The sequence below is a fragment of the Aquirufa originis genome, assembly GCF_042714495.1.
Classification (GTDB): Bacteria; Bacteroidota; Bacteroidia; order Cytophagales; family Spirosomataceae; genus Aquirufa; species Aquirufa originis.
In genome coordinates this window covers 223,052-248,411 of sequence record NZ_JBBKXY010000001.1, presented here as the reverse complement: position 1 = coordinate 248,411, position 25,360 = coordinate 223,052, and the positions used below count along the sequence as shown (strand labels likewise).

Below are 25,360 nucleotides of genomic sequence, written 5' to 3'. Positions count from 1 at the left end.
GATTATGGAACAAGAAATCAGCTTTGAACGTATTCCAACACATATTTTTTCAGACTCCGATTCAGCCTCTAAGTCTGTTGCAAAAGAAATTGCCGATCTAATTCGCAAAAATAACCAAGCTAGCAAACCTACCATTTTAGGTCTTGCTACAGGCTCCTCGCCTAAAAAAGTCTACCAAGAATTAATCAGAATTCACCGAGAAGAAGGCTTAAGCTTTAAAGATGTCATCACCTTTAATCTCGATGAATACCATCCAATGGAACCCGATTCCATCCAGAGTTATGTTCGTTTCATGAAAGAACAACTCTTTGACCATATTGACATACCGGTAACAAATTACCATTTACCAGATGGAACTTTGTCTTTAGATAAGATCCCGGAGTTTTGCCGAGACTACGAAGCAAAGATCGAGCGACTAGGTGGCTTCGATTATTATCTATTAGGTATTGGACGCAATGGACACATTGGATTCAACGAACCTGGTTCTACCATCAATTCCAAAACGCGTTTAATGACGTTAGATATCGCGACTAAGATCGATGCATCCCCTGATTTTGGAGGATTACAAAAGGTCCCTAAAAAAGCCATCACGCTGGGCATCGATAGTATCATGAAGTCGAAGAAGATTGTCTTATTGGCTTGGGGTGAGCATAAAGCGGATAGTGTAGCCAAAGCTGTGGAAGGCACCGTCACCTCTGACATCCCTGCATCCTATCTTCAATTACATCCGAATGCGTCCTTTATCCTAGATGAAACGGCGGCTTCCATGTTAACGCGTATCAAAACGCCTTGGGTTGTAGACTCCGTGAAGTGGGATCGCAATATGATTAAAAAAGCAGTAACACACCTTTCTTTGACACTTCAAAAACCGGTTTTAAAGCTTACCTCTAAAGACTATAACGAACAGGGCCTGTCCGAGCTATTGTCTTTGTATGGCCAGGCCTACGAAATTAATATCGAAGTTTTCAACTACTTACAACATACGATCACCGGCTGGCCAGGTGGAAAACCGAACGCTGACGATACGCATCGCCCAGAACGCGCTTTCCCAGCGAAGAAGAAAGTATTAATCTTTAGCCCTCACCCGGATGACGATATCATCTCGATGGGTGGAACCTTCCAACGTTTACACGACCAAGGACACGATGTGCACGTTGCTTACCAAACAACAGGTAACATTGCAGTAGCAGATGATGAAGCCCTTCGTTTTGCCGAATTCGTCGTAGACTTTAACGAAAAATTCGAAAGCCCGAACGCGAAAGCGAACCGAATCTACAAGGAGGCCATCAAGTTTTTACGCAATAAACCGGATTCCGAAATTGACATTACAGCTGTACGCGAAATCAAAGGTTTGATTCGTAAAGGTGAAGCGAAAAATACTTGTCGCTTTGTAGGTATCAAAAAAGAGAATGCACACTTCCTAGAATTACCCTTTTACGAAACAGGGACCATTCGCAAAAAACCGATTGGCGAAAAAGACATTCAAATCGTCATGGACCTGATCGAAGAAATTCAACCGCACCAAATATATGCGGCGGGCGATTTAGCCGATCCGCACGGAACTCACAAAGTGTGTTTAGACGCCATCATGGAAGCTGTGACGCGATTGAAGCACCGAGAATACATGAAGAACTGCTGGATATGGCTTTACAAAGGAGCATGGGCTGAATGGGATATCGACCAAATCGAAATGGCCGTACCGATGTCTCCTGACCAAGTATTCAAAAAGAGAATGGGTATTTTCAAGCACCAGTCTCAAAAAGATGGGGTCGTATTCCAGGGAGACGATTCAAGGGAGTTTTGGCAACGCGCTGAAGAGAGAAACCGAGCAACAGCTTCTATCTACAACGCGCTAGGCCTAGCGGAATACGAGGCCATGGAAGCCTTCGTACGCTGGAAATTCTAACCTTATTTTAACGCGGCATACAGGATCTCCGCGGCATGCTTCGCATGCCGCTTTGTTCCATCATGAATTTGATGGCGACAACTGGTTCCAGATGCCACGATATCCACCTCTTGTGGCTGAGCGCGTACTGTAGGGAATAAAACTAATTCCCCTATCTGCATTGATAAATCGTAGTGTTCTTTCTCATAACCGAAAGATCCGGCCATTCCACAACATCCTGATGGGATTAATTGCACTTCGAAATTCTCCGGTAAAGAGAGAGCCTTTTTAGCAGCTACAAGAGAGGAAATAGCCTTTTGTTGGCAATGACCATGCAATTTCATCAGCTTCTTATCTGAGTTAAATGCCGCAGATGTGATCCGTTTGGCATCCGCCTCTCTTGCTATAAATTCTTCAAGCAATAAGGTGTTTTTCGCTAATTCCTGCGCCTTCACTACCCATTCATCCGACACTAAATCCGGATATTCATCGCGGAAGGTCAAGATGGCAGAAGGTTCAATACCCACCAAAGGCGTATTTTCGGAGATCAACGATGACCATAAGCGCACATTTTGCATAGCTAGTACACGCGCCTCGTCCAGCATACCTTTGGACAAATAGGCTCTTCCCGAAATCGGATGAGGAACTGTCTTCACTTCGTAGCCTAAACGCTCTAACAACAAAACGGCCGTGCGACCTATTTCAGCATCATTGAAATTCGTGAACTCATCGACAAACAGGTAAACCGATTTTGATTGAACTGGGCTAGTACGTGCCTTTAACCAAGACCACAAAGTCTGCTTTGCCATTAAAGGCATCGTGCGATCCGGGTGGAAACCTACTAGGGCGTTAGAAATACGTCGAATGGCCGGCGTCCCCATCACCACATTATACAAGAAAGGCACATAAGAGGCTATGTTAGATAGCTTCGCAAAGTTGCCCACTAACCAAGAACGCAAAGGAAGACCCTTTTCTTTTTGGTACTGGTACAAAAACTCCATCTTCAGTTTCGCCACATCCACATTCGATGGACACTCAGCCTTACAACCTTTACAAGCTAAGCAAAGGTCCATCACTTCCTTTATCTCCTCGTGAGCAAAGCGATTAGGCTGCTCAGAGCGAGTTAAAAACTCTCTTAAAATATTCGCACGGGCACGAGTCGTTTCTTTTTCATTTCTGGTCGCCATAAAGGATGGACACATCGTCCCCCCTGAAATAGGCGTTTTGCGACAGTCTCCAGATCCATTACATTGCTCCGCATGCTGCAAAACATCTTGATCCTTGAAACGGAATGCCGTTTTAAATTCAGGAGTTTGCTGACCGGCTTCGTAACGCAAAAACGTGTCCATCGGAGGTGTATCTACGATCTTATTGGGATTAAATATTCCTTTCGGATCCCACCAAGACTTCAATTCCCGCATCAATTGGTAATTCTCCTCTCCCACCATCCAAGGAATAAACTCCCCTCTTAAACGGCCATCTCCGTGTTCCCCAGAAAGAGAACCCTTAAATTTCTTTACTAATCGAGCAATCTCCTCCGCAATATGGCGGAATTGCTGATGCCCTTCTTTCGTCTTCAAGTTAATGATCGGACGCAAATGCAATTCACCCGATCCTGCGTGCGCATAATGTACGCAATACAGGTTATTTGCTTGTAAAATCTCGTTGAATTCATCAATGAACGCTGGCAAATCATTCACGTCTACAGCCGTGTCTTCGATTACGGCCACCGCTTTTTCATCTCCTGGCAAATTAGAAAGTAAGCCTAAACCCGCTTTTCTCAAGTCCCAAACCTTCTTGACATCGCCTCCTGTCACATAGGGAAAATGGTATCCTAATCCTGCCTTACGCATGGCTGCTTCGCATGCCTGCGCTTGAGAGGCTAAATCTTCGGCTGAATCAGAACGCAATTCTACAACTAATATGGCTCCAGGATCGCCTTCTACGAAGAAGCGGTTTTGGCGTTGTTCTGGATTCGCTTTGGTACACTCTAGAATATAATGATCCATCAACTCAGAGGCAGATGGATTGAATTGCAAGGCAATTAAATTTGCCCGTAATGCTTCGTCAATGGTATTAAAATGGCCACAAACCAAACCTAAATGAGCAGGTGGCAGGGCATCTACATGTAACTTAATACGTGTGGCAAAGCACAAGGTTCCTTCGGACCCACTGATCAACGAACAGAAATTAAAAGGCGCCTCCGTTTTTTCAAAAGCTTTCGTGTTTAATAACATATCCACGGCATAGCCTGTATTTCGACGATGTATACTCGGCTTTGGAAATTCTTCGACAATATTTTCTTGGTGCTTCGGATCAGACAAGGCAGTTAGAGTTTTCTCATAAATACCGTGCAAACGAGAACCGGGTATAAGGGTTTTAATCGTCTCAAAGGGATCTTCCGCTGTAAAGTGAACCGGCGTTCCATCCGATAAATACCCTTCGACCTCTAACACGTGGTCCCTTGTGGATCCATAAACAACCGAATTAGAACCACAGGAGTTATTTCCCACCATTCCACCGATCATCGCACGGTTTGCGGTGGATGTCTCAGGACCAAAGAACAAACCATGCTTCTTCAATTCCACATTTAACACATCACGCACCACTCCTGGTTCAACCCACACATAGGATTCGGCCGCGTTAACTTCTAAAATTCGGTTGAAAAACTTGGATACATCTACTACTAATCCATTACCCACCACCTGGCCCGCTAAGGATGTGCCGGCTGTACGTGGAATCAAGGCAATAGAATGTTGGTCAGCAAATCGAATGATTTTCTCTAAATCATCTTTTGTCTCTGGAATCACTACCCCTAAAGGCATCTCCCGATAGGCTGATGCATCCGTCGCATACAAGGTCTTCATCACGGTGTCCGTGTGAAGCGACCCTTGCAAGGTGCTGCCTAAAGTAGATAGAAGAGATTCAGTGATTTGCGTCGCCATGTTTTATTTCTTAAGCTGCAATTTACACAAAGCGCTGATTAGTAGCAATTGAGCCACAATATAAGTACTCATTACCACGGTAGATATCCCCGGAAAAGAATAATAAAACTTTCCAAAAGCCAAAACACTATCCGAAACCACAAAGAAAAATGCCCCCAGTACAATCGTCTGATTCCTCAGATGAATAGCAAAGTACAGCATCGAACCCAGCGCAAACGCGTACAAGGTCACCGGAATCTTCATCCCTCCCGCTAAATGAGGGTTTAAAAAAGCTAAAAACGAGAACACATAAATTAGCACGCCGGCCAAAGGCTTTCGCGCAAAGACAGGCACCCAAGCCTCCTCGGGAGCTTGTTTAGCGAACAGGCGAATGTAGCTTAACTGCATCACCAAAAAGGAGCCTAAACCTAACTGGAAGTACAAAGGACTATCTCCTGGGAGCATCAAAAACACATCGCCCAATAAGGCAAAAATGGCTGTAAAAAAGAGGGCTGGCATGGGATTTACTTGTGCAATATGACCCATCAATAGGATCATAAGTAAAGGCTTTGTCACCAGACGAACTTCTGGATGTGACGCTAAAAGTATAGGAGACAAAAGCTCAACCACCGCATCGAGCCAAAACAGTTTCAAAAAGATATTTTTCATGTTAATCAATTTAATGTGGCAAAAAAAAATCACTCAACGCAAACGGTTAAGTGATTTTTCTTTGCTCAGATTAGGTGTGGATCAAGATCCGCAAGCCTCACAAGCCTCTGGGTTATCCAAAGAGCAAGTCATATCTGCTTTATTTTGTTCTGCACTGTTGTCAAAACTAGCCGCTGCCGCTTTCGCTGCTGCTTCTGAGTACACTAATTCAGTTTCGTTCACTAAATTCGTTTGCTCGATAGCTGGCTCTGCTTGTTTCTCCACAGTAAACTTGATCGCATCCGTTGCCGCTTTCGTACGTAGGTAATACATACCCGTTTTCAAGCCTAACTTCCAAGCGTGGAAGTGCATCGATGTTAACTTACCGAAGTTCACATCTTGGATGTGGATATTTAAACTCTGTGATTGACAAATATACGCTCCACGATCAGCGGCCATCTCTAAGATCGTCTTTTGCTTGATCTCCCAAACTGTCTTGTACAACTCTTTCAAGTTTTGAGGAATTTCTGGGATGTTTTGAACAGATCCATTGGCAATGATCAGCTTGTTCTTCATGGAATCATTCCACAAGTTTAATTTGATCAAGTCTTTCAATAAGTGCTTGTTAACGATCGCAAATTCACCTGATAATACACGACGAGCGTAGATATTAGATGTGTATGGCTCGAAACACTCGTTGTTACCAAGAATCTGGCTAGTAGAAGCTGTAGGCATTGGAGCAACTAATAGTGAGTTACGCACACCGTTCTCTACTACTTTCGTACGTAGATCTTCCCAATCCCAGTTTCCTGAAGATGGAGTTACATTCCACATATCGAATTGGAATACCCCTTTCGAAATAGGTGAACCTTCCCAAGTAGAGTAAGGACCTTCAACTTTCGCTAATTCCATGGATGTTTCCATCGCTGCGAAATAGATTGTTTCGAAGATGTCTTTGTTCAATTGTTGTGCTTCCGCCGATTCAAATGGCATACGTAACAAGATGAACACGTCAGCTAAACCTTGAACCCCTAAACCAATAGGACGGTGACGCATGTTCGAGTTCTCCGCCTCTTTTACTGGGTAGTAGTTCACATCGATGATCTTGTTCAAATTGCGTGTCGCAATCTTCGTCACATCGTATAATTTCTTGTGATCGAAACGTAAAACACCGTTTTCGTCAGCGTTCACATATTTAGGTAGCGCTAAAGAAGCTAAATTACAAACCGCTACTTCATCTTTTGCCGTATACTCAATAATCTCAGTACACAAGTTCGAAGACTTGATTGTACCTAAGTTCTTTTGATTTGACTTGTTGTTTGCGTGGTCTTTAAACAACATGTAAGGCGTTCCTGTCTCTGTTTGAGACTCAAGGATCTTAAACCACAATTCTTGTGCTTTTACGACTGTACGCGCTTTACCTGCTGATTCGTATTTCTCGTACAAGGCTTCAAATTCAGCTCCGTGCGTATCCGCTAAACCTGGGCATTCATGTGGGCAGAATAGAGACCATTCTTCGTTGTTCTCTACACGCTTCATGAATAAATCCGGAATCCAAAGGGCATAGAATAAATCGCGCGCACGCATTTCTTCTTTACCGTGATTCTTCTTCAATTCTAGGAATTCAAACACGTCTGCGTGCCAAGGTTCTAAGTATATCGCAAAGCTACCTTTACGTTTCCCTCCCCCTTGATCCACGTAACGAGCTGTATCGTTAAATACACGTAACATTGGGATAATACCATTCGAAGTACCGTTCGTTCCCTTGATATAAGAGCCTGTTGCACGGATGTTGTGGATGCTTAATCCAATACCTCCTGCTGACTGTGAAATCTTAGCCGTTTGCTTCAAGGTATCGTAGATTCCTTCGATCGAATCATCCTGCATGGTAAGCAAGAAACAAGATGACAATTGAGGCTTAGGAGTACCTGCATTAAATAGGGTCGGAGTCGCGTGAGTGAACCAACGCTCAGACAATAAATTATAAGTCTCAATGGCTGCAGAAATATCAGCTCCATGGATACCCACTGCCACACGCATCAACATATGTTGAGGGCGTTCAGCAATCTGTCCGTCTAGCTTTAATAGATACGATTTCTCTAGGGTCTTGAATCCGAAATAATCATAACCAAAGTCGCGATCATAGATGATCGCCTCATCTAATTCAACAGCATTGTTTTTGATGATATCATATACCTCTTTCGAAAGAAGGGCTGCATTCAAACCCGTCTTGGGATCTACATAGGTATACAAGCGCTTCATCGTAGCTGAGAAGGACTTCAAGGTGTTCTTATGCAAGTTAGAAACCGCAATACGAGCCGCTAGGACCGCATAATCCGGATGCTTTGTTGTCAAAGAGGCAGCTGTTTCAGCCGCTAAATTATCTAACTCAGTGGTTTTAACGCCATCAAACAATCCAGTGATCACTTTTCTGGCAACCTCTAAAGGTTGAACAAAAAATGGATCCAAGCTGTAACTCAGCTTTTCTATTCTGGCGGTGATTTTGTCAAACTTTACTGATTCGCGACGACCGTCTCTTTTTACTACGTACATGTGTATCTATCTATTATAATTTAAAAACTTTCAGAACTAGTATATAAAAAACAACCAGTAAAAATTAAGGCAAAAGATTTCCCGTGTTAAGAGAAGTTTTTTCTTAGCTTTTTGACTCCTTTTGCGCTAACAAATTGAGTGCGTGGCGGTTTTGTTTTTATGCTTTCCTAAACCAAAAATTGAAGCATCTTTGGCTGATTGTGCTCTTGGTAAAATTAGAAAAAAAGCAGCCGTCTTGCAAACTATTTTTAGCCCAAAAAAAATATTAAAAAAGGGTGTATTTGAAATACCACATGCAAACCCCCGCCTCTCAATTCATTAGCGGGATTGCTTCTTAGAAAAGTACTAAAAAAATATTTTGTAAAATTTTATCTCGCAAAAAAGGCGATGGAAATCTCTAAAATTTTGTTAAGGTAAATAGTTGGAAAATAAAATACATTCTGTAATTTTGCATCCCTTATTGTAAGGTCCAAATATCCCCTTTGGAAAACAAATGTAAACAAGACGGCAGGGAATCGTCTATTATCCATTATCATGAAAAAAGATATCCACCCAGAATACAAAGAAGTTGTATTTCACGATCTATCAGCTGATTACAAGTTTTTAACTCGTTCATGTGTTGCCACTACGGAGACCACAGAATTCGAAGGAGCTACCTACCCAGTATACAAATTGGAGGTTTCATCTCAATCTCACCCATTCTATACAGGTAAGAACGTATTGTTAGATACAACAGGACGTGTGGACAAATTCAACAAGCGTTACGCGAAGTAATTTTCCCAGCGCCCATACGAAAAGCCTTCTTCCATTTTTGGGGGAAGGCTTTTTTTATCCTAGATTTGTCCTATGCAGCTCAAGGTCTATTTATTCGAGGATTTGGCGTTAAAACACGCTCTCCAGCCACTCACACAGCACCGTCTGGTCGCTGAATTATGGGCTGGAACAAGTACCTTAGAACGCAAATGGCCTGCACGCGTTTTAAACGCTGATCAGGCGGACATTCTAGTGATGAGCGGAGTAGTTCCGACACCTTCCACTTTTCAACTTTTAAACCAGCTCCCGGCAGATAGTTCCTATGTATATGAAGGTCAGGTTTTGGCCCAAAGAGGACAAGGCACCCATCGCATAGAACAATACCTCCATTCCCTTCAACATCCAGAAGATTTGCTGGCCTACCAAGCCGAGTTTTTAAGGGATGAAATCAAGGGAAACAATCCAGTTCCTGGAAATAATACCTATATCCAGCCGAAGGACATCTACATTCATCACTCCGCTCGGGTACAAGGCAGCATTTTAGATGCCAGCAAAGGACCCATTTACATAGGAGAGGATGTCAACATCCAAATAGGAACGCTAATTCAGGGCCCAGCGGCGCTCTTAAAAGGCACAACAACGAATATAGGTGCAAAGATTCGCCCAAACACCACAATCGGCCCAGGATGCAAGGTAGGCGGCGAAATCAACCACTGCATCTTCTTCCCATTCAGCAATAAGGCACATGAGGGTTATTTAGGCAATTCGATTGTGGGATCCTTTTCGAATTTAGGGGCTCTAACGAACGGCTCTAACCTGCGTAATGATATCCAAACTGTTTCCCTATACGATTATACTTTAAAGGGACCACGAAATACAGGTTTAAAGTCTTTAGGCCAAATCATAGGCGACTATGTTACTACCGGTGTGGGAACAAATTTGAACACAGGAACCGTCATTGGGAGTCATTGCAACCTTTCGAGCATCGGATTTCCGCCACGCTACATTCCGTCCTTTAGTTATGGAGAGTATCCAGCGCTGAAGTCATTTGACTTCGAAAAAGCCTACGCCTCTGCTTGCGCTTGGATCGAATTAAAAAATCAGGAAATCCCCGAAAATCTCCGCCAAAGCATGGAAGAAATTTGGAAAGCGGACACATCTTTCCGAAATTAGTTCTTTCTTTTACAAAAGCCCTATTCATGCGATTTCAAGACATTCCAGGTCTTCAAAAAACCAAGAAAACATTGTCGCAAGCGGTGCAAAATCAACACATCGCCCATGCGCAATTATTCGTTGGTCCTCCAGGAGGAGCTCAGCTCGCGATGGCACACGCTTTTGTTACGTATTTATTCTGCACAAATAGAACTGAAACGGATTCCTGTGGTGTTTGTCCCAGTTGCCAGAAATTGCAACGCGGTGTTCACCCAGATTTAGTGTACGTCTACCCTACCGTTATCACGAAGAAAATCAAGGATGCGGAATCGGATGTATTCTTGCCCGACTGGCGAAAGTTTATTCAAGAATCCTACTTTAGAACCTTGCCAGAATGGCTTGCCTACATGGGAGCAGAGGGAAATCGCCAGGGAAATATTCCGGTGGAGGAGACTCGGAAATTAGTCCAAAAAATTAGCTTAAAACCATTTGAGGCACCATTTAAGGTAGTGATGCTTTGGAATCCAGAGACCCTGAATGCCTCAGCTGGCAATGCCTTATTGAAGACTTTGGAAGAACCACCTAGTTCGACCTTATTCATCTTAGTTTGTGCGGAACCAGATAAATTATTGACGACTATTATCTCCAGAACTCAGCGTGTCAGTGTGGGTGCTGTGGATATAGAAGATTTAACGGATTATTTAGTTCAAAAAGCGGAAATTGACACCGAAAAAGCCCATCAAATAGCCGTGAATTGCGAGGGAAATATCTCTGAAGCTTTGGAGAAATCGAACTCCGACAACTTAAGTACCACAACTTGGTTTGCCGAATGGATGCGCGCCATTTATGCCCGAAATCTATCCAAATTAGTGCAATTAGCAGACCAATTCGACGGTTTAGCTAAGGAAAACCAGAAAGGCATTTTAAGTTACAGCCTCCATATTTTCAGACAATGTTTGTACCAAATTTCGGATGCGAGCAGCCTGATCAAGTCATTAGAAAAAGAAAAGGCCTTTGTAGATAATTTCTCGAAGACCTTAAACACCGATAAAATTGCGGCGATGACGGAGAAAATCTCCGAGGTACACTACCATCTAGAACGCAATGCGCGGGCCAAGATGGTGCACCTCGACCTCTCCCTTTATTTATTACGCGTTTTCCACGCGAAAAACTCCTAATATGAAAACGATACGCATTGGTACTCGGAATTCGGCTTTGGCGCTTTGGCAGGCACACCACGTGGGTGCATTGCTCGCTACGCAGGGATTGGGCTATGAAATCGTGGCGATTACGACGAAGGGGGATCAGATTTTGGATCGTTCCCTATCTAAAATTGGCTCAAAGGGAGTATTTACAGAAGAATTAGAGGCTATGCTTTGTGCGGGTGAAATCGATATCGCACAGCATTCCGCGAAGGATTTACCCTCGCATCTACCAGTAGAACTAGAATTAATCGCCTTCACGGAACGCGAAGCGGCCCAGGATGTCGTATTAAGCCTCGATCCTGCGAAGACTTTGGCTTCTAGTGCACCTTTGCGCATAGGCACATCGTCTACGCGAAGACGCGCCTTCTTGAGCCATTTCTACCCACAGCATACCGCAGTAGAAATGCGGGGCAATCTGCAAACTCGTTTAGAGAAATTAAAAAACGGGGATTGCGATGCGATGCTTTTGGCATACGCTGGAGTCCATCGAATGGAAATGGAATCCTATATCACACAACACCTGAGCTTAGTTCAATTTGTGCCAGCGGTAGGCCAAGGGTCGGTAGCGATTCAATCTGCCGTTTCATTAGACCCCAGCATTAAAGCTGTAGTACGCAAAGCTTGCAACCATCCTACAACAGAGGCTGCCTTATTAGCGGAACGTCACTTACTTGCGCACTTAGAAGGCGGTTGTAGCGTTCCAGTATATGGTCACGCGGTCGTTAAAGACAATCAATTAACTTTGCATGCCGGCGTTCTGAGCTTAGATGGCATAGAAAATATCTATCATTCTGCGGAAGGCTCAGATCCAGCAATCCTAGGCAAAGAAGTCGCGATGGAACTCATTCATCTAGGCGCACATCAATTATTACGAAAAATCAGACAGCAATTAGGTTCATGAAAAAACGCATATTAATCACGGGTTCTAATGGTTTATTAGGCCAAAAACTAGTCGAACTATTGCGCACACAAGCGAATGTGGATTTAATCGCCACCGCCCGTGGAGCTAATCGTTTACCCGTGAGTGAAGGTTATACCTATGCGTCTTTAGATATTACTAATCAAGACGAAGTCAACGAAGTATTCGACCAATTCAAACCTGAGGTAGTGATTCACACGGCTGCGATGACGAATGTCGACACCTGTGAAACAGATCAGGAAGGTTGTGATTTATTAAACGTGGATGCTGTGGCCTTTTTAATCAAGGCTTGCGAAAAGCACAACAGCTATTTATGTCATTTGTCAACTGACTTCATCTTTGATGGAGCATCTGGCCCTTATACGGAAGAGGGCATCGCAAATCCCATCTCCTATTATGGCGAAAGTAAGCTGAAAGCAGAACAATTATTGTTTGATTCTACCATTCGATGGAGCATTGCACGTACGGTTTTAGTCTATGGCATTGTGCCGGATATGAGCCGTTCAAATATTGTACTTTGGGTAAAAAAATCACTCGAAGACGGTAAAAAAATCCAAGTCGTAACTGATCAGTTCCGCACGCCTACCCTCGCAGAGGATTTAGCGATGGGCTGCTGGTTACTTTCCAAAGACGAAGTGGAAGGTATTTTCAATATCTCTGGTTCTGATTTCTTGACTCCCTATGAAATGGCAGTCATGACGGCTGATTATTATGGATTAGATAAATCTTTATTGCAAAAAGCCGATTCATCTACTTTCCAACAAACGGCAAAAAGACCAGCTCGCACAGGCTTTGTGCTCGATAAAGCAAAAAAAGTCCTAGGTTATGCACCTAGAACTTTTCAAGAAGGTATCGCCTTAATGGCGCAGCAAGTAGCTGATTTAGTCTAAAGCTTCTGGATCTTCCATCATTTCATCCGCCATCGGATTTACCACTGGCAGATCTAAAAGAGCGGGTGCCTCTTTAATCTTTCCAAAATCTTTATTTTCGTCTAACAAGGTAGTCCAAAGCAAGTCTTTCAATTCCTGAATACCTTCTTGAGTCACCGAAGAAATCAATAAAACGGGGATATCTTTGGGTAAACTTTCACGCATTTCCTCTTCCATTTCTGGAATCGAAAGATCCATTTTAGAGACCACGATCACGCGACGTTTTCCTAATAATTCCGGATTGTATTTCTCTAATTCGCCCGTTAAAATTCGGTATTCTTCACCCCAGTTTTCTGCGTCCGAAGGAATCAAGAAGCATAAAATCGAGTTACGCTCAATATGACGTAAGAATCTCAATCCCAAACCTTTACCTTCAGAAGCTCCCTCGATAATACCTGGAATATCGGCTACCACAAAGGACTTTTCATCCCGGTATTCGACAACCCCTAATTGAGGCACTAACGTGGTGAAAGGATAGTCTGCAATTTCAGGAGTAGCAGCAGAAAGAACGGATAAAAGCGTCGACTTTCCCGCATTCGGGAAGCCCACTAAACCTACATCCGCTAACACTTTCAATTCCATCACTACCCACACATCAAGACCTGCCTCACCCGGTTGCGCGTGGCGAGGAGATTGATTGGTGGATGACTTAAAATTATGATTTCCTAGACCTCCACGACCGCCGGGAAGGACTAAAATCTTTTGGCCTTCTTCGGTTACTTCCGCAATAAACTCGTTCGTTTCCGCATTTTTCACGATGGTTCCTAAAGGCACTTGGATAAATACATCCTCTCCTTCTGAACCAGAACGACGTCCACCCTCGCCACCATTTCCACTATCAGCAATAATATGCTTTTGGTATTTCAAGTGAATTAATGTCCAAAGTTGAGTACTTCCAACTAGGTATATATGACCTCCACGACCGCCATCGCCACCATCTGGACCACCTTTAGGCACGTGTTTTTCCCTCCGAAAATGGGATGAACCGCTTCCTCCTCGGCCGGAACGTAAATTGATTTTGACGTAGTCAATGAAGTTAGATGTCATTCTATTTTGTTAATTATGCTTCGATAATAGCGATAATTTGAGAGAAAATCTCTTCAATTTCGCCAATACCATTAATTCCTGAGAATTTATTTTGAGCAGCGTAATATCCAGCCACAGGAGCTGTTTTTTCGCCGTATTCTTGCACGCGTTTGCGAATTAATTCTTCGTTTTGATCATCTGGACGACCTGAAGTCTTACCACGCTCTAATAGACGCTGGGTTAATTCCTCTTCGCTCACCTCTAACGCAATCATGTGATTAATCGCTAATTGATGACCTGCTAATAAGTTGTCCAAAGCTTGAGCCTGCGCCTCCGTTCTAGGAAAACCATCAAAAATAAAACCCGCTGCCTCTTTATTCTCGTTCAATTTATTCTCGATCATTCCGATCACAACTGCATCCGGCACCAAGATTCCTTGATCCATCAATTTCTTTGCTTCCAAGCCTAAAGTCGTACCTGCAGAAATTTCTGCACGCAATAAATCACCTGTAGACAAATGGATTAAACCGTATTTCGCAATTAATTTTGCGGACTGAGTGCCTTTGCCTGCCCCTGGAGGCCCGAATAAAACAAGATTAAGCATATAATTGTGGGTTAATTATTTCGAACCACAAAGGTAATCAAATCAGAGGCAAAAGCAGGGATTTTCTGCTATATTTGGCATAAAAAAAAGAGAGATGCTTTCAACCCAATTCGAAGAGATAATTCAGAAAAGACGTTCCAATAGACGCTACGACCCCACCGTAAAAGTGGATGATGCGATCATCGAACGCAGTTTACAACGTTCCATTTTATCGCCTAATAGTAGCAATATGCAGCTATGGGAGTTTCATTGGATCAAAAGTGAAGAAGAAAAGAAAGCATTCCACGAGCTTTGTTTAGGACAATCTGCTGCTAAAGACACCGCCCATCTGGTCGTATTTGTGACCCGTCAGGACCTGTGGAAACAAAGAGCAGCTTGGAACTTAAAATTAGTGCAAGATTCCATCGAAGGCGAACCGTCTAAAATGCAAAAAAGAGGCCTAGAATATTATGGCAAGCTTATTCCACTTTTATATCGCAACGATATCTTTGGTATTTCTACCTTCATTCGCTGGAACATCTGTTTCTGGATGGGATTAAGAAAACCGATGATGCGATTTGGTGGCACAGCGGATCAACGCGTAATGGTTCATAAATCATGTGCACTTGCCGCGCAAACCTTTATGCTTTCTATCGCAGCGGAAGGTTTTGAATCTTGCCCCATGGAAGGATTTGACGCACAACGTGTGAAAAAACACTTAAATCTGCCTGCTGGCGCGGAAATTAATATGGTGATTTCGGTGGGTAAAGGGACAGAAGAAGGAGTGTGGGGACCACGCTTTAGAGTTCCCTACGAGGAAGTCGTACACGTACGTTAATTACAGTCTACGTCTACAATAATTTGAACGCCTTTAAAAGCTGGCTTCGTGCTGAGGGTATCTAATTCCTCCCGAAGCTGCTTTTTGAAGGTGGCTAAGGCCACGCCTTTTTCCAGCTTGATGAGAATTTCCATCGCATATTGATTCCGAATGCGTTCGATCAAAGGCTTTTCAGGTCCTAGGACGCGTCCATTGCCAAATTTGGCCTTCAATAATTGACCTAAATCCTTCGCCGCCGTTTCCACATTACGTGCTTCATAATGCCGCATGACCAACTTAATCAAGCGCGTAAACGGAGGATAATGGTAGCCTTCCCGCTCGATCATTTCATCCGCATACAATTGCTCGTAATTTCCTTCTTGGATGTAGGTAAACAGGCGATGCGTGGGTTGATTCGTTTGAATGAACACTTGGCCTTGCACTTCGCGGCGGCCAGCACGACCAGCCACTTGGGTGATTAATTGGAATCCACGTTCGTGGGCTCTGAAATCCGGAAAGTTGATAATCTTATCTGCATCGAAGATAGCGACCAAGGACAATCCGTCGAAATCGAGGCCTTTAGCCACCATTTGTGTTCCCACTAAAACGTCTACCTGACCTTTCTGGATTTCTGTGATCAAACTCGTGAAGGCGGTCTTCGAACGCGTCGTGTCTAAGTCCATGCGGGCTACACGTGCATCAGGAAGGTGTAATTGCAATTCTTCTTCTAGTTTTTCGGTGCCGTAACCCATCGTTTTCAGCTGGGCTGAACCACAGGCCCCACAGCGATGAAGCAAGGATTCGTGGTGACCACAATAATGGCAACGTAATTCTTGTTCGCGGGCATGGTAAGTTAAGGACACATCACACTGGTGACAGGTCGCAATCCAATCGCAGTCCTGGCATTGGAGATAAGGGGAATAGCCGCGGCGGTTTTGGAACAATAAACTTTGCTTTCCCTGTTTCAAATTCTCCGCTAACACTTCAATCAAATCCACCGAGAATCCGCCCTTCATTTGTTTCATCCGGTTCGCATATTTCGTATCGATTAAATGCATTTCCGGTAATTGCGCCGCACCAAAACGTTCTTTTAAGACCACTAGACCATACTTATCTTGTTTGGCCTGATAATACGTTTCCATTGACGGCGTCGCAGAACCGAGCAAGACTTTTGCCTTTTGCTGGTGCGCTAAGACAATCGCCACATCCCGCGCATGGTAGCGAGGAGCTGGATCCGCCTGTTTAAAGGACGTCTCATGTTCCTCATCGATAATAATTAGCCCTAAATTCTTGAAGGGTAGAAACACGGAAGAACGAACTCCCACCACGAACGGATATTTGCCTTCCACGATGGATTTCCATACTTCCACTCGCTCGTTATCCGAGAATTTAGAATGGTAAATCCCTACCTGCTCCCCAAAAATCCGCTTCAATCGAACGACTATTTGAGTTGTTAGCGCAATTTCCGGTAACAAATACAAGACTTGATCTCCATTCGCTAAAGCTTCTTGAATCAACTTGATGTATATCTCGGTCTTTCCCGAACCCGTTATTCCGTGAAGCAATACGACATCTTTCTCTTGAAATTGACTCAAAATAGACTGGTAAGCCTTTTCCTGTGGGGCGTTCAAAGTAAAACTCGAAGGCACAAAGTTTTCATCTGCTTCGTCAAAGCGTGAAACGACTACATCGAAAATTTCGAAGACCTGGTTCTTGACTAAGGTCTGCAAGGAACTCTCTGATAACCCGGTTTGACTAAAACTATTCTTTGCTAGACCTTTTTGATTCGTTTCAGGGCTTCTTAAGACCGGAATATATTGCAAATAATGCAATAATATCGCCATCTGCTTCGGTTTCTCCTCCAGTGATTGGATCAAATCTGTCAATACTAATTTATCCTCATAAGCAGACGCTAAACGGACTTTTCGCTGCACTTTAGGCGTATAGCGGTCTTTTAGCTCATCAAAAATAATCACCGCATCCTTCCCCACTAAGGCTTTAATGAGGTGATAAGGACTTTTGACTTCGGCAAATTTGGCCAGCTCATCATAGGTTAACGCACCTTTATCTCGGATCTCTACATAGAGAGCTAACTCTTTATCTGTCAACGTTTCAGGGCTCGAAAATTCTGGATTCGCTTGTACCTTCGATTGGCTTGAAATCTTCAAACCCGCCGGCAAAGCAACCTGAAAAACCTCCCCCGGATAGCACATGTAATAATCCGCTACCCATTGAAAAAGGGCAATTTGAGAAGACGTAACCAGGGGAGCATCGTCTAAAATCTCCAATAAATATTTCGCTTGGTATTGCTTCGGCGGGTTATGGTGAACCGTGACAATAACACCCGTCAAGACTTTCTTCGTCCCAAAAGGCACCACCACCCGCAATCCAGGCTGAACAAATTCAGCCCATTCCCGAGGTACCCGGTACGTAAAATACCGAGGAATGGGAAGCGGAAGCAAAGCATCCACAAAAACCGTTCTCTCTTCCCCTATTTCCATCGCAAAGTCTGAATCAGGTGAATCGCATCTTGTTTTAGATACCGAATAACGGGAGCCAATGAATCATTTTTCGTCGCCGTGTTTAAATAGACTGCACCGCGTAAAAAATGCGTCGTACTATCCGTGGCAAAAAACTGAAAAGGAGTAGCCACTTCACCCTCTAACTCGATGACGGTAGCTTTACGCCCATCACGAGTGGTCAAAATCGCATCCTCTATGCGGTTCGCCTTCATCTGGTGTTTAGAGGCCAAAACATAGGAATCTCGGATCATCTTATCCAATCGTTTCCGATCACCTTCCACCGATTTATAAGTTAACTGGATAAATGCATCCCAACGTGGATAATAGATATACATCCAATGGGGTTCGGACAAAGCAAACGTATCTTTTTTCACTACAGCTTGTTTAGATAACTCAAAGCTGAACGGATGGCCTTTTTCTAAAGCTTGGTACTGATGCGGCGGAATATCCATCGCAGGAAATCCTCTAGGGCGCGGCATAGCCGTATTCTCTTCCTCTGAGGCTGATCCACAGGAAAACAAGGTCAAGATAAAACCTAGGAGAAAAAGACGCATATTCGCTTATTTTAAACCGTAATACGCTAAGATAGGATTTTGTATGGATTCAAACACTTTTTCCCGTAAAACAGGTAAATCTTCCATCGTCAACCCCTTCGTATCAAAGGGTGGATGCATCTCCACATGCAAGGTACCCGGACGCATCATTAGGGTATTCTCGTCCATGATTTGATGGTTATTATGAAAGCTCATCGGGATGATAGGCACCTGCTGCTGAATGGCCATAATAAAGGCACCATCCTTCAAGGGATTCGCCATATAGGGGAATTGCTTCGAGATAATTCCTCCTTCCGGAAAGATGATAATACTTCTGCCAGACTGAAGTGCGCGAATCGAACGACTTAATGAACTCGCACGACTATTTTTATCACCTCTATCCACCAGGATATTCAATCGAGCATAGAGGTAGCCAAAAAGCGGAATCTTCTTCATTGCATTCTTACCCACAAAGGAGAAATAATGGCGAATAATCACTACCACCACCGCAATGTCGACATACGAAAAGTGATTCGCACAAAACACATAGGTCTGCTTCGGATCTGGCTTAAAGTGATGCGTCACTTTGATGCGGATTCCAGCAAAAAGAAAAAAGAGTTGCCCCCACAGCCCGACAAGCCGATGAGCAACTCTTTTCCAAGATCGTCTTTGCAAAAAGACAAAGATCAATGGGTATAATAACAAAAAGATCAGTACAAAAACGAATCCCGCCCAGAAAGTGTATAGCCCTTTTAAAACAGATGAAAGCAAAGAACTTTTGTTTTTCATAATCTAAACGAGCGCCCTAAATCTAGGATTTACTCAACTACACCTAATTGAACTGTATTTGTTTTCTTGTCTTGATTCGCTGGAACAGATAATGTCGTCACGAAGATATCTCCTTTCGACAACAAGTTATCTTGCTTCAATTTATCTACCATCGCAGCTACTGTTTTCTCTGCGTTGCCTGTACCTGGATCGTAGAAGAACACGCGTGCTCCCCACAATAGGCCCATCGTAGACATCAATTCTTTATTCGATGTAAACACGAATAAATCTGCCTTAGGACGGTGAGCTGATAAACGGAACGCTGTATAACCTGAATTCGTGATACATAAGATCGCTTTTGCTTTCGAGTCACGCGCTAAACGACACGCACCTGCGATTAAACGATCCTGCAAAGCTACATTTTCAGAGGTAGACGCACTTAACGAGTGATTCTTAAAGTAGATCGCCGCTTCGTTACCTTGTACGATTTCGATTTCATTTTGTTGTTGTTCCACCACTTCGTGAATGTGTGCCATTGTTTCCACTGCTTTCACTGGATAAGCACCTGAAGCAGATTCACCACTTAACATCGTCGCCGAAGCACCTTGCAATACCGCGTTCGCCACGTCAGACGTTTCTGCACGCGTAGGAACTGGATTAGTGATCATCGATTCTAGCATCTGAGTCGCTACGATAACAGGCTTACCTGCCGCCGTACACTTCTCTACCATTACTTTCTGTAAGTAAGGTACTACTGCACCATCCATCTCTACACCTAGATCGCCACGAGCCACCATAATAGCGTCTGTTGCTGCGATAATCTCATCTAAATTATCAATCGCTTCTGGCTTTTCAATCTTCGCTATAACGCGAGTATTCTTTCCATAGGCTTTAATTTTTTCTTTAATATCCCAAATATCGCTCGCCTTACGAACGAAAGATAAGGCTACCCAATCCACTCCGTGATCAAGGCCAAAATACAAATCAGCCTCATCCTTCGGTGTCAAACAAGGTAAAGAAACCTTCGTACCTGGAAGGTTAATCCCTTTTTTAGACTTCAAAATACCACCATAGATTACCTCAGTCACTACCTCTTTCTTCACTTTATCTACTGTAAGTACCTTCACCTCTAAGTTACCATCATCCATCAAGATACGCTCACCTGGATTCACATCTAAATACATCGATGTGTAGGTCGTACCTACTTTTTCTGATGTACCTAACAAGTTTTCATCCATCGCAAAGATCAATTGTTGTCCTGCTACTAAAGGCACACCATTGTTCTCCACTAATTGCGTACGAATTTTAGGACCTTGCAAATCCTGAAGGACCGTTAAATTCAAACCCATTTCCTCTGAGATAGAACGAATCGTTTTTAAACGCTCTAAATGATCCTCATGTGTACCATGGGAAAAGTTTAAGCGGAAAACGTTAACGCCTGCCTGAGCTAATTGGATTAATGCTTCTCTTGATTCTGATGTGGGACCTACTGTGGCTACAATTTTTGTCTTGCGTTGATACGACATAATATGGATTAGATTCTATTAACATTGCAAGTTACATCTATTACACAAAAAAAACCACCAAAAGGTGGTTTAAATTGTATTAAAATAAGATTATGGGGTTTAGTTCTCCCACATTTCAGCCTCTTTATCTTGCAATTGTTGCTCTAATTTTTGCGATTTCTTTAATGCTTCTTTCCCATCTCCAAATTGATCGAAAATATCCTTGTTAGCCGCATTTCCTTTTTTGATAATGCGAGCACTGAAAAAGCGTAAATCAAAAGCATCCGCCATATTGCGATGTTGCATTTCGTTCGTGGAATTAAACCAAATGCAATTCGGATTACTCTTAAAGAACTTATAGACGTCTTTAAAACGGAAAGAAGCAACAATATCCTCTAATCCAGCGTCTGATTGTGAAGCCGGAATTTTCAATGTAATCGCCTGAATATCAAAATACAAACGGGAACGCTTGCGATCAATAATCGCGTCTTCTTTGATTTCTAAAATAGATAATTGCTTCGGAATATAGTATTCGACACCAGCTACAATTGGCCCTTTGTCAAAATCATCTGCTGCCGGCTTCTCCGCTTTATTCGTCTCTGCCTTCTTCGTTCCCCAGCCGTCATCCGCTCCACCCCCAGTGGCAGGTGCTGCTGCTGGTTTCGCATCTCCGCCAAAACCGGCTGCGATTTCTTCAGCTGTCAATCCACCGTTTTCTAACTTACCTTTCAGCTTTAAGCGGTCCAAAAACTGCTCAAGACTTAATTTCGTATTCAAAGAGTCATTCGAATAAGGAATTAACACTCCCGCCTTCACACCATCGATTAAGAATTTGGAGATTTGGTTATTCTCTGCAAAGAAGGGTTGGTTAATCTTTTCATTCAAATCCATTCTACGCCAAATTTGCGCACGGTATTGAATATCTGCCTCATCAATAGGATGTGCCGAATTCGGATTAGGATTAAGCGATGTTTCTTGCGCAAAAGCACCGAATGACATCAGACAAATCCCTACCAATAAAATATGCTTCAACTTCATAAATCAATCCGATTAATTCAATGGAATAACTTTGACGAACGAGAATGGTATCGTCTCCACACTTCCTTTGAAATTCTTACGTTGTACTCCTTTTACTTCAATACGGTAGCGATCACCCGCTTGCGCTTGACCAGCTAGTGAAGAAATGGATCCTCCACCTGGCAAAGTGATAGATGCCACACGCTTCGTTCCACGAGCTAATGCCACTTCAATTTCAGAAACACGGTAATTCGCATCTTCTGGATTCGTTGCCGCAAATGACTCATCAGCTATCGCCTTTGCATTCACAAAACGTAAACCAGCTGAATTTTCACCACTCTTATCATTCAACTCCGCACCGCTACTTCCTACGATCTTAATATCAGGTCTTGGCACACGACGCACTCTAAATGTTTCTTTACCTAATAAAGTACCTGCATTGTTTACATTCAACGTTACGGTAGAAGCCGTAGGTACAATCGTTACTTTACCTTTATTAGAACCAGCAATCGCCTCACCACCCTCAGCCGTAAAACTTGGGTTCCAAAGCGCTCCTAAACCCGCACTCGCCACGCTTAAACGGTTAGCACAGCCTAAATAAAGCGCTGGCAAAGTTCCCGTTTCGATGTTGTAAGTAGGTTTTAAAACAAAGTATTCCTTGGTAATTGATTCCGTCTTAGGACCCGCTGGGCTCATGTAAGATACAGATGCCGTATAAGTCTTCTTCGCTAAACCATTCGCATCGTATCCTCCACCTGAAGTTTTGAATTTGATTTGACCACGACCATCCACTACTTGTAGCGGAGAACCGTTATAGCTCATACGTGGAGTAAAACCACTAGAAGTCGCTGCAATAAACACTTCTGCTTGGTATTCCATGCCGGCTACCACCGTATTCGCATTCGCAGAAACTTGGGCAAACACTTTGTCAAACTTAATCTCCTTCGCTCCTACTTTAGCAGCTAATTGATTGAGTACTTCTGACTCATAGCGGCGAATTTCTGATTGCTTTTGAGATAAGGTTGCCAAAGCAGCAGCCACTGGCGTTTGCGCAAAATTCAACTCTGCAAAATCCTTGTTCGCTTGATTCGCATCCTTACTTGCGATGGGATCATCTTTCGCAGATAAAGCTAAAGACGGGAATTTTGTCCCTGGGTCAGCCGCAACGGCAAGGTCTTTTAGGTACTTGTCAAACATCGGAACAAGCTTGTAAGCTTCTCCTTGTTTCGTTCCACCTACCATTATTTCGTAAATCTTCTCTTCTTCTTTCGGATTTTTGATATTACCTGTTTCTGGATCAATACCACCAGCCGCTTCTAATACCTGGCCTTTCACATTCTCAATGTGACCAACCAACGCATCCGTAATACGACGCACTTCATTGGCTTTTTTCAATACATCAGCATAGGCTGCCGGATTCGGAAGGTCTTTAATTCGCTCCTCGATTCCTTGCACCATACCTTTACTTTTGTTCAAGGATGATTGATTTGCCATTTCCAAACTACTATTCAAAAGGGCAAATTTCTGTAATAAGGCATCACTAACCTGCAACGCGAGCAAGGCCGTTAATACCAAATACATCATCCCGATCATTTTCTGCCGGGGGGTCTCTTTTAAACTTGCCATAATTAGCCTTTCATAGCTGTTAACATACTACCATATACCTGGTTCAAGGATTGAATGTTTGCGTTTAATTTCGCTAATTCTGCCTTGAATAATTCTGCATCTTTTTGAGTCGCAGCAATGTGCTCAACACTTGAATTTACGTTTCCGTAGAATCCATTAATCGCTTTCATGTGCTTGCTTGCCTCTTGGATTTCCGCTTCGTACACTGCGTTTAATTTTTCCAAAGATTCTCCAGCCTTCGCATAATTTTGTGTATACTTAGCTGCTTCTGATGAAGAAGCTGAAATAGTCGCTAACGATTGAGAAGCCTCAGAAACCGACTTGTTCAAGCCACCTAATGATTCTGCAGAAGAGTTCAATGATTTAACAAAATCTTGCGTCGCACCTGTCGCTTTAGAAATCTCAGACAAGCTGTTCGCTGTGTCCGTTAAAGATTTCAAGCTCTTCGTTAAATGAGCCACCGCCTCTGCATCTAAGCCAGGAACATCACCCGTGTGACGTGCCGCAGCGGGACGAGGAGCTTCACCCATCAATTCAGGATATACTTTTTCCCAGTCGTAATGCTTTTCCTCTTTTGATTTCAAATAAAGAACACCAAACAAAATAAAGATAGCGGCCTCCGTAAACATACCCACCATCAACATCTCATTCGCACCAGTCCAGTGCAAAATTTTAAAAAGTGCTCCTACAATAACGATAGCGGCACCAAAACTGGCAATTACATTAATCGACTTTTCCATTTTGTTAATTCTTAATAGTAGATTTCGGTTTAATTATCTGGATGCAGGGCGTCCTAAGTAACGCATTACACATCTAAATCCTACGTAGGATCTTTTGTTTTTCTCAAATTCAAAGGTACGTGTACCTGTTTCTAAATAGTAGCCTATATCCTTCCAAGAACCACCGCGAACCACTTTACGTGGATTATTCGCATCTCGGTTAATGGAGTTCAAATCCCAAGTAACTGCTGACGCATTTTCTTCAAATGCATCTTCGCACCACTCCGCCACGTTACCAGCCATATTGTATAAGCCATAATCATTCGGGCTATAGGCATTTGCCGGAGCTGTATATTCATAGCCATCCGCATCGTAATTACCCCGGTGAGGTTTAAAATTAGCCAATAAACAACCTTTAGCATTTGACAAATAAGGATTACCCCAAGGATATTTCGCGGAAGCACGTCCACCACGAGCTGCCCACTCCCACTCTGATTCAGTAGGTAAAGTGAAACGAGGCAAATTAGCCAAACCTTGTGTTTTACGGTAGCTATTCATCAATTTAGAACGCCAATCGCAGAAATACTTCGCTGCAGACCAGTTAACGCCCACCACCGGATACATATCAAAAGCAGGGCTAGAAAAATAGTTCTCCGTCATCGGATCACCGTAGGTGAAATCACGCGTCTGATAACCTGGCATTTTTAAATCTTCTGCCCAACGCGTCGTATCAGGGTAATAATCCGACATAATTTTTGTCTCACCTAATACAGACAAGGAATCACGTAAAATGGACTCCACAAATTGACGGTATTCGTAATTTGTAATCTCTGTATCATCCATAAAGAAGGCCGATACAGTCACACGACGCGGAAAATTGATTGCAGAGCGAGACGGATCCTCATCCCCTTGGCCCATTAAATAACTACCAGAAGGCACTAGAACCATTCCAAAAGGAGTAGGTTGAGACCATCCTTTGCGGTTTACCGCTACAATTTCGCCGTTGAAAACCCCTGGATCCTCTGTCGCTGGCTTAAAAAACAACCCTTTTAAACCCTTCGACTTCGTTGACTTAGAAGAACTTAATGTCTTCCCACCTGTATTGCTTTTAGAACCGCAGCTCGCTAAAATGCTGGTCAAAATAACCAGGGATAATAACCAGACTACTTTCTTATTCAGATTATGAAAATTCATATACCTTTTTAAATTTCTGTTTTTCTAAACGTTATGGCCCATTAAAAATTGCCTATAATCAAAAATAATCCCCTCACAGAAT

Annotated in this window: 20 protein-coding genes; 7 read left to right on the top strand and 13 right to left on the bottom strand. The window is 43.2% G+C overall.

Annotation, left to right across the window (positions count from 1 at the left end; all coding sequences use genetic code 11):
- Positions 1 to 4: 4 nt before the first annotated feature.
- Positions 5 to 1,906, top strand: a complete 1,902-nt coding sequence (gene nagB / locus SKC35_RS01035; RefSeq protein ID WP_377977653.1) for a glucosamine-6-phosphate deaminase — start codon at positions 5 to 7, stop codon at positions 1,904 to 1,906.
- Positions 1,907 to 1,908: 2 nt separating this feature from the next.
- On the opposite strand, the gene SKC35_RS01030 is transcribed toward nagB, so the two are convergent.
- From SKC35_RS01030 to SKC35_RS01020, 3 genes are all read right to left on the bottom strand, one after another.
- Positions 1,909 to 4,830 (bottom strand): FAD-binding and (Fe-S)-binding domain-containing protein, encoded by a 2,922-nt coding sequence (locus SKC35_RS01030; protein ID WP_377977652.1) that lies wholly within the window; start codon positions 4,828 to 4,830, stop codon positions 1,909 to 1,911.
- A 3-nt stretch (positions 4,831 to 4,833) separates the two neighbouring features.
- Positions 4,834 to 5,478 (bottom strand): lysoplasmalogenase, encoded by a 645-nt coding sequence (locus tag SKC35_RS01025; protein ID WP_377977651.1) that lies wholly within the window; start codon positions 5,476 to 5,478, stop codon positions 4,834 to 4,836.
- An 81-nt stretch (positions 5,479 to 5,559) separates the two neighbouring features.
- Positions 5,560 to 8,010: a ribonucleoside-diphosphate reductase subunit alpha gene (locus SKC35_RS01020; RefSeq protein WP_377977650.1), complete on the bottom strand. Its 2,451-nt coding sequence runs from the start codon at positions 8,008 to 8,010 to the stop codon at positions 5,560 to 5,562.
- Positions 8,011 to 8,544: 534 nt separating this feature from the next.
- Here SKC35_RS01020 and SKC35_RS01015 point away from each other — a divergent pair.
- From SKC35_RS01015 to SKC35_RS00995, 5 genes are all read left to right on the top strand, one after another.
- A complete protein-coding gene (locus SKC35_RS01015) occupies positions 8,545 to 8,784 on the top strand; it encodes a type B 50S ribosomal protein L31 (protein WP_130896059.1) in 240 nt (79 codons plus the stop codon).
- 72 nt (positions 8,785 to 8,856) lie between these two features.
- Positions 8,857 to 9,936 (top strand): hypothetical protein, encoded by a 1,080-nt coding sequence (locus SKC35_RS01010; RefSeq protein WP_377977649.1) that lies wholly within the window; start codon positions 8,857 to 8,859, stop codon positions 9,934 to 9,936.
- A gap of 26 nt (positions 9,937 to 9,962) precedes the next feature.
- Positions 9,963 to 11,093: a DNA polymerase III subunit gene (locus SKC35_RS01005; RefSeq protein WP_377977648.1), complete on the top strand. Its 1,131-nt coding sequence runs from the start codon at positions 9,963 to 9,965 to the stop codon at positions 11,091 to 11,093.
- Between the two features lies 1 nt (position 11,094).
- Complete coding sequence (gene hemC, locus SKC35_RS01000) at positions 11,095 to 12,021, top strand: hydroxymethylbilane synthase (RefSeq protein ID WP_377977647.1); 927 nt, start codon at positions 11,095 to 11,097, stop codon at positions 12,019 to 12,021.
- The gene (locus SKC35_RS00995; protein ID WP_377977646.1) at positions 12,018 to 12,929 is read left to right on the top strand and encodes an SDR family oxidoreductase; all 912 of its coding nucleotides are present in this window, start codon (positions 12,018 to 12,020) and stop codon (positions 12,927 to 12,929) included. Before hemC ends, SKC35_RS00995 begins: the two co-directional genes overlap by 4 nt.
- Here SKC35_RS00995 and obgE read toward each other — a convergent pair.
- Both obgE and SKC35_RS00985 read right to left on the bottom strand, forming a co-directional pair.
- Entirely contained in the window at positions 12,921 to 14,015 is a 1,095-nt protein-coding gene (gene obgE, locus SKC35_RS00990; RefSeq protein ID WP_377977645.1) for a GTPase ObgE, read from the bottom strand. The two genes, SKC35_RS00995 and obgE, sit on opposite strands and share 9 nt — an antisense overlap.
- 13 nt (positions 14,016 to 14,028) lie before the next feature.
- Positions 14,029 to 14,598 (bottom strand): adenylate kinase, encoded by a 570-nt coding sequence (locus SKC35_RS00985; protein ID WP_130896053.1) that lies wholly within the window; start codon positions 14,596 to 14,598, stop codon positions 14,029 to 14,031.
- Positions 14,599 to 14,692: 94 nt separating this feature from the next.
- On the opposite strand from SKC35_RS00985, the gene SKC35_RS00980 reads away from it, so the two are divergent.
- Positions 14,693 to 15,415, top strand: a complete 723-nt coding sequence (locus SKC35_RS00980) for a nitroreductase family protein (RefSeq protein WP_377977644.1) — start codon at positions 14,693 to 14,695, stop codon at positions 15,413 to 15,415.
- Here the strand turns inward: SKC35_RS00980 and priA are convergent.
- The 8 genes from priA to porK all read right to left on the bottom strand — a co-directional run bounded on the left by priA (position 15,412) and on the right by porK (position 25,278).
- Entirely contained in the window at positions 15,412 to 17,895 is a 2,484-nt protein-coding gene (gene priA, locus SKC35_RS00975) for a replication restart helicase PriA (protein WP_377977643.1), read from the bottom strand. The genes SKC35_RS00980 and priA overlap by 4 nt on opposite strands.
- A complete protein-coding gene (gene gldD, locus SKC35_RS00970; RefSeq protein ID WP_377977642.1) occupies positions 17,886 to 18,470 on the bottom strand; it encodes a gliding motility lipoprotein GldD in 585 nt (194 codons plus the stop codon). The genes priA and gldD overlap by 10 nt, the downstream gene beginning before the upstream one ends.
- A gap of 6 nt (positions 18,471 to 18,476) precedes the next feature.
- Positions 18,477 to 19,238 (bottom strand): lysophospholipid acyltransferase family protein, encoded by a 762-nt coding sequence (locus tag SKC35_RS00965; RefSeq protein WP_377977641.1) that lies wholly within the window; start codon positions 19,236 to 19,238, stop codon positions 18,477 to 18,479.
- Between the two features lie 29 nt (positions 19,239 to 19,267).
- On the bottom strand, positions 19,268 to 20,743 hold the full coding sequence (gene pyk / locus SKC35_RS00960; RefSeq protein ID WP_377977640.1) for a pyruvate kinase: 1,476 nt from the start codon (positions 20,741 to 20,743) through the stop codon (positions 19,268 to 19,270).
- A gap of 99 nt (positions 20,744 to 20,842) precedes the next feature.
- Complete coding sequence (locus SKC35_RS00955; RefSeq protein ID WP_377977639.1) at positions 20,843 to 21,760, bottom strand: gliding motility protein GldN; 918 nt, start codon at positions 21,758 to 21,760, stop codon at positions 20,843 to 20,845.
- Positions 21,761 to 21,772: 12 nt separating this feature from the next.
- On the bottom strand, positions 21,773 to 23,365 hold the full coding sequence (gene porM / locus SKC35_RS00950) for a type IX secretion system motor protein PorM/GldM (protein ID WP_377977638.1): 1,593 nt from the start codon (positions 23,363 to 23,365) through the stop codon (positions 21,773 to 21,775).
- A gap of 2 nt (positions 23,366 to 23,367) precedes the next feature.
- The gene (gene porL, locus SKC35_RS00945; RefSeq protein ID WP_377977637.1) at positions 23,368 to 24,105 is read right to left on the bottom strand and encodes a type IX secretion system motor protein PorL/GldL; all 738 of its coding nucleotides are present in this window, start codon (positions 24,103 to 24,105) and stop codon (positions 23,368 to 23,370) included.
- A gap of 33 nt (positions 24,106 to 24,138) precedes the next feature.
- A complete protein-coding gene (gene porK / locus SKC35_RS00940; RefSeq protein ID WP_377977636.1) occupies positions 24,139 to 25,278 on the bottom strand; it encodes a T9SS ring complex lipoprotein PorK/GldK in 1,140 nt (379 codons plus the stop codon).
- Between the last annotated feature and the right edge of the window lie 82 nt (positions 25,279 to 25,360).